Consider the following 12,889-nt stretch of genomic DNA (forward strand, 5'->3'; position numbering starts at 1 on the left):
CCCTGCCGGGGGTGGGAGGGTCTCCGGCTGCGGGATACCCGTCCACCCGCCGTCAGCTCCGCGGAACCCGGACCACGCCCTCCTGGATCACCGACACCGCGAGCCGCCCGTCCTGCGTGTAGATCCGCGCCTGTCCGAGCCCCCGGCCCGCGTACGCCGACGGCGACTCCTGGTCGTACAGCAGCCACTCGTCCGCGCGGAACGGGCGGTGGAACCACATCGCGTGGTCCAGCGAGGCCCCGACCACGTCCCCGACGGCCCAGCCGCCCCGCCCGTGGGCGAGCAGCACCGAGTCGAGGAGGGTCATGTCGGAGACGTACGTGGCGAGGACGACGTGCAGCAGCGGATCGTCGGCCAGCTTGCCGTTGGTGCGGAACCAGACCTGGGAGTGCGGTTCGCGGGGCTCGCCGAACTTGCCGTACGGCGGCTCGTCGACATAGCGCAGGTCGACCGCCCGGCGTGCCTCCAGGAACCTCTCGACCACAGCCGGGTCGAGGTGGTCGTACCCGCGCAGGCGCTCCTGGGAGGTGGGCAGTGTCGCCGGGTCGGGCGCGGGCGGCATCGGCGTCTGGTGGTCCAGGCCCTCCTCGTGCGCCTGGAAGGACGCCGACAGGGCGAAGATCGGCTTGCCGTGCTGGACCGCGACGACGCGGCGCGTGGTGAAGGAGCGGCCGTCGCGCATGCGGTCGACGTTGTAGACGATGGGCGCGCCCGGGTCCCCCATGCGCAGGAAGTACGCGTGGAGGGAGTGGGCGGGCCGGTCCTCGGGGACCGTGCGCCCGGCCGCGACGAGCGCCTGCGCCGCGACCTGGCCGCCGAAGACGCGCGGGACGACGGCGGAGCGGGACTGGCCGCGGAAGATGTCCTCCTCGATCTGCTCCAGGTCGAGCAGATCGAGGAGACCCTGTAGTGCCTCGTTCATGGCACCTTTTCTACTGATGGGCGATGCTCGTGGACCGGGACTTCACAGACCCGGGTCCTTACAGACCCATGTCCTTCGCGATGATCGTCTTCATGATCTCGCTGGTGCCGCCGTAGATACGGTTGACGCGGTTGTCCGCGTACAGGCGGGCGATCGGGTACTCGTTCATGAAGCCGTAGCCGCCGTGCAGCTGGAGGCAGCGGTCGATGACACGGTGCGCGACCTCGGTGCAGAACAGCTTGGCGCTGGCGGCCTCGGCCGGGGTCAGCTCGCCCGCGTCCAGCGCCTCCAGCGCGCGGTCGGCGACGGCCTCGGCCGCGTCGACCTCGGCCTGGCAGGCGGCCAGCTCGAACTTGGTGTTCTGGAAGTGGGCGACCGGCTTGCCGAAGACGGTGCGCTCCTGGACGTACTGCTTGGCGAACCGCACGGCGGCCTTGGCCTGGGCGTAGGCGCCGAAGGCGATGCCCCAGCGCTCGGAGGCCAGGTTGTGACCGAGGTAGTAGAAGCCCTTGTTCTCCTCGCCGAGGAGGTCCTCGACCGGGACCTTCACGTCGACGAACGCCAGCTCGGCGGTGTCGGAGGTCTTCAGGCCGAGCTTGTCGAGCTTGCGGCCGACGGAGTAGCCCTCGGACTTGGTGTCCACGGCGAACAGGGAGATGCCGTGACGGCGGTCCTCGGCCGTCGGGGCCGCGGTGCGGGCGCAGACGATCACGCGGTCGGCGTGCACGCCACCGGTGATGAAGGTCTTGGCGCCGTTGAGGACGTAGTGCGTGCCGTCCTCGGAGAGCTTGGCGGTGGTCTTCATGCCCGCGAGGTCGGAGCCGGTGCCCGGCTCGGTCATCGCGAGGGCCCACATCTCCTCACCGGAGACGAACTTCGGCAGGTACCGCTTCTTCTGCTCGTCGGTGGCGAGCATCTTGATGTACGGCAGGCCGAGCAGCACGTGCACGCCGGAGCCGCCGAACTGGACGCCCGCGCGGGACGTCTCCTCGTACATGATCGCCTCGAACTTGTACGAGTCGATGCCGGCGCCGCCGTACTCCTCCTCGACACGGATGCCGAAGACGCCGAGCTCGGCGAGCTTGTAGTAGAACTCGCGCGGCGCCTGGCCGGCGGCGAACCACTCGTCGTAGACGGGAACGACCTCGGCCTCGATGAAGGCGCGGATGGTCTCCCGGAACGCCTCGTGATCCTCGTTGAACACCGTACGGCGCACCGCCGCCACCTCCACACGTCCATGTCTAAGCGCTTGCTCACTCAACCGTACCGGCGAGTATCCACAGGCGTCCAGAGGTCAAGGTCCGTAACGCTCGTCACGCTCCGGCTCTGCCGTACCGGCGGAACTCGGACGTCGTGATCGCCCAGGGACCGAACGGCACCACGTCGCCGTAGATGTAGGCGTCCTTACGGGTGTAGCGCCCCTTGCACGGATCGGAATGCACTTCGATCGTGCCGGTGCGGGGGTCGACGATCAGGTAATGGGCGATGCCCATGGCCGGGTAGTCGGCGAGCTTCTCGACGTAGTCGTTGTTGGAGTTGGACGGCGAGACGATCTCGACGACCGCCAGCACCTGCGTCGCGTCGACGGCGAGGCCTTCCTCGTCGAGGACCGCCTCCGGGATGACGACCGCGTCAGGGAGGCGCATGCGACCGATCGCCGGATGCTCGATCTCAGGGCCGTTGGCACAGATGTAGCCGGGGTGCGTGCTGAGAAGCTGGTCGTCCAGCTGCCTGCAGATGCGGCGGACCGTGCCCTCGTGGCGCTTGGACGGGCACATCATGGCCAGTATCGGACCGGACGGCCCGATCTCGACGCTCCAGGCTCCTTCGAGCTGCTCGGCGTAGGCCCCAAGTTGCTCGGCGATCGCGCGCATCTTCGCGTACTCCATGCCCATGGGCCCAGAGTACTGAGCCGGAGGCTCGCCGAAGGCCCTTCGACGCAGCTCAGCCCCCCGCCGCCCCGAACGCCCCCCGGGCCATCCGGTGCAGCAGTTCCGCCGTCGCCCCCCGCCCCGGCAGCGACCCCGCCCTCCCCAGGTGCGGCGTCGAGTTCAGCAGCCCGAACACCGAGTGCACGGCCGAGCGGGCCGTCGGCTCGGTCAGTTCCGGGTACACCTTGCGCACCACCTCCACCCACAGCTCGACGTACTGCCGCTGCAGCTGCCGTACGAGCTTGCGGTCGCTGTCGCGGAGGCGGTCCAGCTCGCGGTCGTGCAGGGTGATGAGGGGACGGTCGTCGAGGGCGAAGTCGATGTGGCCCTCGATGAGGGAGTCCAGGACCGCCTCCGGCGGCACCCCGTCGGCCTCCGCGAGGCGCCGCTTGGCTCCCGTCAGCAGCTGGCCGCTGATGCCGACCAGCAACTCGGCGAGCATCGCGTCCTTGCCGGCGAAGTGCCGGTAGAGACCGGGGCCGCTGATGCCCACGGCGGCGCCTATCTCGTCGACACCGACGCCGTGGAAACCGCGCTCGGCGAAGAGCCGCGCGGCCTCCTTGAGGATCTGTTCGCGGCGGGTCGGGGCGTCGGTTCTGGTGGCCATGGAAGCAATTCTAGACAGGGAGGTTAGCGGTCGTTAACCTGAAGGAAATGCGTTAACGCTCATTAACTGGTGGACCACTGGTGAGGGGACCGCAGGATGCACGAGGCACCGGAGCTTCACAGCGCGGCAGATCCCGCGTCGGAGGCCTGGCGAGCCAATGAGGAGGCCCATCGGGCGCTCGCGGAGGAGCTGCGCGGCAAGCTCGCCGCCGCCCGGCTGGGAGGCGGGGAGAAGGCGCGCGCCCGCCATACCGCGCGCGGCAAGCTGCTGCCCAGGGACCGCGTCGACACCCTCCTCGACCCCGGCTCCCCCTTCCTGGAGCTCGCTCCCCTCGCCGCCGACGGCCTGTACGACGGCCAAGCCCCGGCGGCCGGTGTCATCGCGGGGATCGGGCGGGTCAGCGGGCGCGAGTGCGTGATCGTCGCCAATGACGCCACGGTCAAGGGCGGGACGTACTACCCGATGACCGTGAAGAAGCACCTGCGCGCGCAGGAGGTGGCCCTGGAGAACCGGCTGCCGTGCCTCTATCTCGTCGACTCCGGCGGCGCCTTCCTGCCCATGCAGGACGAGGTGTTCCCGGACCGGGAGCACTTCGGGCGGATCTTCTACAACCAGGCCCGGATGTCGGGCGCCGGGATCCCGCAGATCGCGGCCGTGCTCGGCTCGTGCACGGCGGGAGGCGCCTACGTCCCCGCCATGAGCGACGAGGCCGTCATCGTCCGCAACCAGGGCACGATCTTCCTCGGCGGTCCCCCACTGGTGAAGGCGGCCACCGGTGAGGTCGTCACGGCCGAGGAGCTCGGCGGCGGTGACGTCCACGCGCGCGTGTCGGGTGTCACCGACCATCTCGCCGAGGACGACGCGCACGCCCTCCGTATCGTCCGGAACATCGTCGCCACGCTTCCCGCGCGCGGGCCCCTGCCGTGGGAGGTCCAGCCCGCCGTCGAGCCCAAGGTCGACCCCTACGGCCTCTACGGCGCCGTCCCCGTCGACTCCCGCACCCCCTACGACGTACGCGAGATCATCGCGCGCGTGGTCGACGGCTCGCGTTTCGCGGAGTTCAAGTCCGAGTTCGGCCAGACCCTCGTCACCGGGTTCGCCCGGATCCACGGCCACCCGGTCGGCATCGTCGGCAACAACGGCATCCTGTTCTCCGAGTCCGCCCAGAAGGGCGCCCACTTCATCGAGCTGTGCGACCAGCGCGGGATCCCGCTGGTGTTCCTGCAGAACATCTCCGGGTTCATGGTCGGCAAGGACTACGAGGCGGGTGGCATCGCCAAGCACGGCGCCAAGATGGTGACGGCGGTGGCGTGCACGCGCGTGCCGAAGCTGACGGTCGTGGTCGGCGGGTCGTACGGCGCGGGCAACTACTCGATGTGCGGTCGGGCCTACTCCCCCCGCTTCCTGTGGATGTGGCCCAACGCCAAGATCTCCGTCATGGGCGGTGAGCAGGCGGCCTCCGTCCTCGCGACCGTCAAGCGGGACCAGATCGAGGGGCGCGGCGAGTCCTGGCCGGCGGAGGACGAGGAGGCCTTCAAGGCGCCCGTCCGGGAGCAGTACGAGCGCCAGGGCAACGCCTACTACGCCACCGCCCGGCTCTGGGACGACGGGGTCATCGACCCGCTGGAGACCCGTCAGGTGCTGGGCCTGGCCCTGACCGCCTGTGCCAACGCGCCCCTGGGTGAGCCCCAGTTCGGCGTCTTCCGGATGTGAGGGGGACTTTGACGATGAATCAGACGACGACTCGGACGACGACTCGGACGATGTTCGACACGGTCCTCGTGGCCAACCGGGGCGAGATCGCGGTGCGGGTGATCCGGACGCTGCGGTCGATGGGCGTGCGCTCCGTGGCCGTCTTCTCGGACGCGGACGCCGACGCGCGGCACGTCCGGGAGGCCGACACGGCGGTACGGATCGGTCCGGCGCCGGCGGCCGAGAGCTATCTGTCCGTGGAACGGATCCTGGAGGCCGCCGCCCGCACCGGCGCCCGGGCCGTCCACCCCGGATACGGCTTCCTCGCGGAGAACGCGGCCTTCGCGCGCGCGTGCGCCGACGCGGGGCTGGTGTTCATCGGCCCGCTCGCGGACGCGATCTCGCTCATGGGCGACAAGATCCGGGCCAAGGAGACGGTCAGGGCGGCCGGGGTGCCGGTCGTCCCGGGCTCCAGTGGCAGCGGGCTCACGGACGGGCAACTCGCCGAGGCCGCCCGCGAGATCGGCATGCCGGTGCTGCTGAAGCCGTCGGCGGGCGGCGGCGGCAAGGGCATGCGGCTGGTGCGGGACCCGCAGCAGCTGGCGGACGAGATCGCCGCCGCCCGCCGTGAGGCCCGCGCCTCCTTCGGGGACGACACGCTTCTCGTCGAGCGGTGGATCGACCGGCCCCGGCACATCGAGATCCAGGTCCTGGCCGACGGCCACGGCAATGTCGTCCACCTGGGCGAGCGTGAGTGCTCCCTCCAGCGGCGGCACCAGAAGATCATCGAGGAGGCGCCGAGTGTGCTGCTCGATGAGGAGACCCGGGCGGCGATGGGCGAGGCGGCCGTGCAGGCGGCCCGCTCGTGCGGGTACCGGGGCGCGGGCACGGTGGAGTTCATCGTGCCGGGCGGCGACCCGTCGTCGTACTTCTTCATGGAGATGAACACCCGCCTCCAGGTCGAACACCCGGTGACGGAGCTGATCACCGGGCTGGACCTGGTGGAGTGGCAGCTGCGGGTGGCGGCGGGCGAGCGGCTGACCTTCGGGCAGGACGACGTCCGGCTCACCGGGCACGCGATCGAGGCCCGTATCTGCGCCGAGGACCCCGCTCGCGGGTTCCTTCCGTCGGGCGGCACGGTCGTCAGGCTGCATGAACCCCAGGGCGACGGCATCCGCACCGACTCCGGGCTCAGCGAGGGCACGGAGGTCGGCTCGCTGTACGACCCGATGCTGTCCAAAGTGATCGCGTACGGGCCGGACCGGCAGACGGCGATCCGCAAACTCCGGGCGGCCCTCGCGGAGACGGTCACGCTGGGGGTGCAGACGAACGCCGGGTTCCTGCGGCGGCTCCTCGCGCATCCGGCGGTGGTGGCGGGCGAGTTGGACACGGGGCTGGTCGAGCGGGTGGTGGACGACCTGGTCTCCACGGACGTACCCGACGAGGTCTACGAGGCGGCGGCGGCCGTACGCCTGGAGGCGCTGCGGCCGCAGGGCGCCGGCTGGACGGACCCGTTCTCGGTACCGAGCGGCTGGCGGCTCGGCGGGGCGGCGAAGCCCGTCGGCTTCCACCTCCGCGTCCAGGACCCGGTGGAGTACACCCCGCGCGGCTCCGCCACCGTCACGGACGACCGCGTGTCCGTGACCCTGGACGGCGTCCGCCACACCTTCCACCGCGCCACCCTGCCGGACGGCACCTGGCTCGGCCGCGACGGCGACGCCTGGCACGTGCGGGACCACGACCCGGTCGCCGCGTCCCTCACGCGCGCGGCGCATGCCGGGGCCGACTCGCTCACCGCGCCCATGCCCGGCACGGTCACCGTGGTGAAGGTCGCCGTCGGCGACGAGGTGAGCGCCGGTCAGAGCCTGCTGGTGGTGGAGGCGATGAAGATGGAGCACGTCATCTCCGCCCCGCACGCCGGCACGGTCACCGGCCTCGACGTCGCACCCGGCACGACGGTCGCCATGGACCAGGTGCTCGCGGTGATCGCACCCCACGAGGAGGTGGCGGAATGACACTGCCCATGGTCGTACCGGCACCGGGCCTGCCCGCCCGCGTGCGCATCCACGAGGTCGGCGCACGTGACGGCCTGCAGAACGAGAAGGGCACGGTCCCGACGGACGTCAAGGCGGAGTTCGTCCGCCGCCTCGCCGACGCGGGGCTGACGACGATCGAGGCCACCAGCTTCGTCCACCCGAAGTGGGTGCCCCAACTGGCCGACGCCGAGCAGTTGTTCCCGCTCGTCAGCGACCTCCCGGTGGCGCTCCCCGTCCTCGTGCCGAACGAACGCGGCCTGGACCGCGCGCTCGCCCTCGGCGCCAGGCGCGTCGCCGTCTTCGCCAGCGCCACCGAGTCCTTCGCCAAGGCCAACCTCAACCGCACCGTCGACGAGGCGCTCGCCATGTTCGAGCCGGTGGTGGCCCGGGCGAAGGCCGAGGGCATGCACGTCCGCGGCTATCTGTCGATGTGCTTCGGCGACCCGTGGGAGGGCGCGGTCCCGGTCCCGCAGGTGGTGAAGGTCTGCAGGGCCCTGCTGGACATGGGCTGCGACGAGCTGAGCCTGGGCGACACCATCGGGGTGGCGACGCCGGGCCACGTGCGGCAGGTGCTGACGGCCCTCGTCGAGCAGGGCGTTGCCGTGGAAACGCTGGGCGTCCACTTCCACGACACCTACGGCCAGGCCCTCGCCAACACCCTGGCCGCACTCCAGCACGGCGTCACGACCGTCGACGCCTCCGCCGGCGGCCTCGGCGGCTGCCCGTACGCCAAGTCCGCCACCGGCAACCTCGCCACCGAAGACCTCGTGTGGATGCTGCGGGGCCTCGGCATCGACACCGGAGTCGACCTCGACCGCCTCGTCGCCACGAGCGCGTGGATGGCCGAACAACTGGGCCGACCCAGCCCGTCCCGCACCGTCCGAGCCCTCTCCCACAAGGAGCGCTGAACAGCCATGGACCACCGTCTCTCCCCCGAACTGGAGGAACTCCGCCGCACGGTGGAGGCCTTCGCCCACGATGTCGTGGCGCCGAAGATCGGCGAGTTCTACGAGCATCACGAGTTCCCGTACGAGATCGTGCGGGAGATGGGCCGCATGGGCCTGTTCGGCCTGCCGTTCCCGGAGGAGTACGGCGGCATGGGCGGCGACTATCTGGCGCTGGGCGTGGCCCTGGAGGAGCTGGCCCGCGTCGACTCGTCGGTCGCCATCACCCTTGAGGCGGGCGTCTCGCTCGGCGCCATGCCGATCCATCTCTTCGGCACGGAGGAGCAGAAGCGGCAGTGGCTGCCGCGGCTGTGCTCCGGCGAGATCCTGGGCGCCTTCGGCCTCACCGAGCCGGACGGCGGCAGCGACGCGGGCGCGACCCGTACGACGGCCCGCCTCGACCCGGATACGAACGAATGGGTGATCAACGGCACCAAGTGCTTCATCACCAACTCCGGCACCGACATCACAGGTCTGGTCACGGTCACGGCGGTGACGGGCCGCAAGCCCGACGGCAGGCCGCGGATCTCCGCGATCATCGTCCCGTCCGGCACCCCCGGCTTCACGGTCGCGGCCCCCTACTCCAAGGTCGGCTGGAACGCCTCCGACACCCGCGAGCTGTCCTTCGCGGACGTCCGGGTCCCGGCGGCCAACCTCCTCGGTGAAGAGGGCCGCGGCTACGCCCAGTTCCTGCGCATCCTGGACGAGGGCCGCATCGCCATCGCGGCGCTGGCGACGGGCCTGGCACAGGGGTGCGTCGACGAGTCGGTGAAGTACGCCAAGGAACGCCACGCCTTCGGCCGCCCCATCGGCGCCAACCAGGCCATCCAGTTCAAGATCGCCGACATGGAGATGAAGGCCCACACGGCCCGCCTCGCCTGGCGCGACGCGGCGAGCCGCCTGGTCTCCGGCGAACCCTTCAAGAAGGAGGCGGCCCTGGCGAAGCTGTACTCGTCGACGATCGCCGTCGACAACGCCCGCGACGCCACCCAGATCCACGGCGGCTACGGCTTCATGAACGAGTACCCGGTCGCCCGGATGTGGCGGGACTCCAAGATCCTGGAGATCGGGGAGGGCACGAGCGAGGTGCAGCGGATGCTGATCGCGCGGGAGCTGGGGCTCGCGGGCTGAGCCCCGGCCGCCGTCGACACACGGAAGCGGCGGAAGGGCGCGCTGTTCCCGCCCCTCCGCCCCGGCACCCGCGCTGACCTGGAGACCTTCGGGAGTGCCCTTCATAGGACGGCCACGTCAGAGGCACAGCCAGGTCATGCTATCTTCACATTCTCAGCGGCACTTTCGTCCCGAATAATGGCGCCCTGCGGCACCTTCACAGCCGATATCCATGCCATCCCCATACGGGGCGTGCCCCGTATTCCTTGGAGAGCGTGAAGATGGCTGCCCCGGCCGTTTCGGTGATTGTCGCCGCGTACAACGCGATGCCTTATCTGACGCGCTGCATTACGTCTGTCGCCGAGCAGAGCATCGGCCGGGACGAGCTGGAGATCATCGTCGTCGACGACGGCTCGACCGACGGGACGGCCAAGGAACTTGAGCGCTTGGCCGGCGTGTACCCGGGTTTGATCAAGATTTACGCGCAGGAGAACTCCGGCGGCCCCTCGGCACCGCGTAACGCCGGCCTCGGCCACGCCCGCGGACGGTTCGTGTTCTTTCTGGACGCCGACGACTACCTGGGCCCGGAAGCCCTGGAACGCATGGTGGCCATGGCCGAGAAGAACGGCACCGACGTCGTGCTGGGCAAGATGGTGGGCGTCGGTGGACGCGGGGCGCCGACGTCGATGTTCCGGCGCGACCAACCGAAGACCGATGTCTTCTCGTCCCGGGTCTACTGGACGCTCAATCCGATGAAGCTGTTCCGCCGGGAACTGCTGGAGCGGCACAATCTGCGCTTCCCCACGGACCTGTCCATCGGCGAGGACCAGCTGTTCGTGGGCCCCGCCTACCTGAACGCCGCCGGTATCTCCGTGCTGGCCTCTTACGACTGCCTGTACTGGGTGCGTCGGGAGGACGAGGGCAACATCACCCTGCGGACGGGCGGAACCGAGCCCCGGCTGACGTTCCTGCCCCGCGTGATCGACATGATCCTGGAGAACGTGCCGCCCGGCCCCGGCCGCGACCACCTGGCGCACCGGCACCTCACCGTCGAGGTGCGACAGCTCCTCGACCACCTGGTTCACGAACCCCGCCCCGACCAGGAGAAGGCCCTCGCCCGCCTCGCCGAGACCATCGCCCCGCTGTGGCACGAGGGCCTGAACGACCGGCTGTCAGCCATGGCCCGGCTGCGGCTGCATCTCGTACGGCATCAGATGCTCGACGAGCTCCTCACACTCGTGCAGTTCGAGAAGGAACTCGCCCGGACCAGCGTGTCCACCCCTGTCCTCGTAGACGGCGGCCGCGCCCTCGCCCGCTACCCCTTCCTCCGCGATCCCGACCGCGCCGTCCCCGACAGCTGCTACGACGTCACCGCACAGCTCGGCGTACGCCACCGGGTCACCCGTGCCGAGCTGCACGGCACCACGCTGCATCTCGCCGGGCACGGCTATCTCCACCGCGTCGCCACCGAAGACGTCACCACCGACCTCGTCCTGCGTGAGCGCGACAGCAAGGTGGAGTTCCGGCTTCCGGTCACGCACACCGCGACGCCCGGACTCGGCGCCGACGAGGACCAGGGCCACTACACCTACGAGAAGGCCGGCTTCGAGGCCGCCGTCGACATCACCTCGGCCGCCGACGGCGCCCCACTCCCTGACGGACTGTGGGACATCTCCCTCGCCATCGGCGCCCAGGGCATCACCCGGGAAGTCCGCATCGGCAGCAAGCGGGCCGCCGACGTGTCCGGCGAGGCCGCCACACACGTCGTGGACACCACCGAGGGCCCACGGGCCGTCACCCTCTACACCACCCACCCGCACGGCAACTTCACGCTCGACCTCGGTGAGCGGAAGCACGCCGTACTGTCCCGTCTCGGCCTGGACGACACCGTTCGGTGGGCCTCGGACGCCCCTACCGAGCTGGAGTTCACCGGCCGCTGCGCCCTCGCCGCCCACCCCGAGGGCACTCTGACAGTCGCCCTCCGCAGCGACCTGGGAGACAGCGCCGCCTTCCCCGCTTCGGCGACCGGCGGCACCTTTGCCGTACGCGTCCCCGTCACCGAACTCCCCGCCGGCACCTGGTACGGCGAACTCCGGCTCGGCGACTGGACGCTGCCCCTCCCGGAGCTCCCCGGCAACCTCACCGCGGCGAAGTGGCGCCGCCGCGCCCTGCCCTGGTACGCCAAGCCTGCCTCGGACGGCGGGAACGGCTTCGCCCTGCACGTCGCCAGGACCGACCTCGTCAGGGCGGTGACTCGGCGCATCAAGCCCTGACGGGGGCACAGGCGCTGACGGGGGCACAGGCGCCGTTCTTCACGACATGGTCACCTCGCACCGACCAAGGCTCAACGTCGCTTGACTGCAAGGAAGTTGGGCCTCGCCGATTGAGCCCCCGGGCTCCACAGGGCGTCCACAGCCTGGAAAGCAAGGCCCCCACCCCTGGACATCAGCTGAGGTTAGGCTAACCTACCTTCGAATTGTCCGGCGGGTGATCCGCCCTGTTCGAAAGCAGCGTACCCATGCCCAACGCCAGAGCCACCCACCTCACCCGCCGCGGCATCCTCGCCGCGGGCGGCGCCCTCGGCCTCGGGGCCGTGCTCGCGGCCTGCGGAGACGACGACGCGAAAAGCGAGGGCTCCAGCGAGGCCACGACTGCTGCCAAGTCCGGCCCCTGGACGTTCAAGGACGACCGCGGCACCACGGTGAAGCTCGACAAGGTCCCGACGAAGATCGTCGCCTTCGTCGGTGTCGCCGCCGCGCTGTACGACTACGGCATCGAGATCAAGGGCGTCTTCGGCCCCACCAAGACACAGGACGGCAAGGCCGACGTACAGGCCGGCGACATGGACGTCAGCAAGCTGACGGTCTTCGGCAACGTCTGGGACCAGTTCAACGTCGAGCAGTACGCGGCGTTCGCCCCCGAGGTCCTCATCTCCACGACCTTCGACAGCGCCGGCACTCTCTGGTACGTCCCCGAGGCGTCCAAGGACAAGATCGCCAAGCTCGCCCCGAGCGCCGCCATCTCCGTCTACGACCGCCAGCTCACCAAGCCGCTTCAGCGGATGTGGGAGCTGGCCGAGTCCCTCGGCGCGGACATGAAGGCCGACAAGGTCGTCCAGTCCAAGAAGGACTTCGAGGCGGCGGCCGAGCGGCTGCGCAAGGCCGCGAAGGCTCGTCCCGAGATCAAGGTGATGGCCGGTTCCGCCAGCCAGGACCTGTTCTACGTCTCCGGCACCAACCTCTCCATCGACCTGGAGTACTTCAAGGCTCTCGGTGTGAACTTCGTCGAGCCGCCGGAGAGCGCCAAGAAGCAGGGTGGCGGCTGGTTCGAGTCGCTGAGCTGGGAGAACGTCGACAAGTACCCGGCCGACATCATCATGATGGACGACCGCTCCTCGACGATTCAGCCGGCCGACATCACCGAGGCGACCTGGAAGAAGCTGCCCGCGGTGAAGGCGGGGCAGGTCATCGCCCGTTCGCCCGAGCCGATTCTGTCGTACGACAAGTGCACGCCGCTTCTTACCAGCCTCGCCGAGGCCATCGAGAAGGCCAAGAAGGTCGCCTGAGAAAGAGCCACTTGAGGTCGTGGGGCGACTGCGGGCCGGCTGCGGCTGGTCGCGCAGTTCCCCGCGCCCCTCAGAGGTCGGC

General features: G+C 70.1%; 10 protein-coding genes. 6 read left to right on the forward strand and 4 right to left on the reverse strand.

Going from position 1 to position 12,889, the window contains the following annotated elements; translation table 11 throughout:
- Positions 1-52 precede the first annotated feature (52 nt).
- The 4 genes from ACQEV2_RS15585 to ACQEV2_RS15600 form a co-directional block, all read right to left on the reverse strand.
- Positions 53-922 carry an acyl-CoA thioesterase gene (locus tag ACQEV2_RS15585; RefSeq protein WP_433040723.1) on the reverse strand — a complete coding sequence of 290 codons (870 nt, stop codon included), beginning with the start codon at positions 920-922 and terminating at the stop codon, positions 53-55.
- A 58-nt stretch (positions 923-980) separates the two neighbouring features.
- The gene (locus ACQEV2_RS15590; RefSeq protein WP_433040726.1) at positions 981-2,138 is read right to left on the reverse strand and encodes an acyl-CoA dehydrogenase family protein; all 1,158 of its coding nucleotides are present in this window, start codon (positions 2,136-2,138) and stop codon (positions 981-983) included.
- A 97-nt stretch (positions 2,139-2,235) separates the two neighbouring features.
- A complete protein-coding gene (locus ACQEV2_RS15595) occupies positions 2,236-2,811 on the reverse strand; it encodes a Uma2 family endonuclease (protein WP_433054465.1) in 576 nt (191 codons plus the stop codon).
- Positions 2,812-2,866: 55 nt separating this feature from the next.
- The gene (locus ACQEV2_RS15600; RefSeq protein ID WP_433040729.1) at positions 2,867-3,460 is read right to left on the reverse strand and encodes an SACE_7040 family transcriptional regulator; all 594 of its coding nucleotides are present in this window, start codon (positions 3,458-3,460) and stop codon (positions 2,867-2,869) included.
- A gap of 96 nt (positions 3,461-3,556) precedes the next feature.
- On the opposite strand from ACQEV2_RS15600, the gene ACQEV2_RS15605 reads away from it, so the two are divergent.
- The 6 genes from ACQEV2_RS15605 (at position 3,557) to ACQEV2_RS15630 (ending at position 12,807) form a co-directional block, all read left to right on the forward strand.
- On the forward strand, positions 3,557-5,173 hold the full coding sequence (locus tag ACQEV2_RS15605) for a carboxyl transferase domain-containing protein (RefSeq protein WP_433040732.1): 1,617 nt from the start codon (positions 3,557-3,559) through the stop codon (positions 5,171-5,173).
- A gap of 50 nt (positions 5,174-5,223) precedes the next feature.
- A complete protein-coding gene (locus ACQEV2_RS15610; RefSeq protein WP_433040735.1) occupies positions 5,224-7,167 on the forward strand; it encodes an acetyl/propionyl/methylcrotonyl-CoA carboxylase subunit alpha in 1,944 nt (647 codons plus the stop codon).
- On the forward strand, positions 7,164-8,096 hold the full coding sequence (locus tag ACQEV2_RS15615) for a hydroxymethylglutaryl-CoA lyase (protein WP_433040738.1): 933 nt from the start codon (positions 7,164-7,166) through the stop codon (positions 8,094-8,096). The genes ACQEV2_RS15610 and ACQEV2_RS15615 overlap by 4 nt, the downstream gene beginning before the upstream one ends.
- A gap of 6 nt (positions 8,097-8,102) precedes the next feature.
- Positions 8,103-9,263: an acyl-CoA dehydrogenase family protein gene (locus ACQEV2_RS15620; RefSeq protein ID WP_433040741.1), complete on the forward strand. Its 1,161-nt coding sequence runs from the start codon at positions 8,103-8,105 to the stop codon at positions 9,261-9,263.
- Between the two features lie 260 nt (positions 9,264-9,523).
- On the forward strand, positions 9,524-11,515 hold the full coding sequence (locus tag ACQEV2_RS15625) for a glycosyltransferase (RefSeq protein WP_433040744.1): 1,992 nt from the start codon (positions 9,524-9,526) through the stop codon (positions 11,513-11,515).
- A 245-nt stretch (positions 11,516-11,760) separates the two neighbouring features.
- A complete protein-coding gene (locus ACQEV2_RS15630; RefSeq protein WP_433040747.1) occupies positions 11,761-12,807 on the forward strand; it encodes an ABC transporter substrate-binding protein in 1,047 nt (348 codons plus the stop codon).
- Positions 12,808-12,889 lie beyond the last annotated feature (82 nt).

The sequence above is a fragment of the Streptomyces sp. CA-251387 genome (assembly GCF_050936625.1).
Taxonomy (GTDB): Bacteria; Actinomycetota; Actinomycetes; order Streptomycetales; family Streptomycetaceae; genus Streptomyces.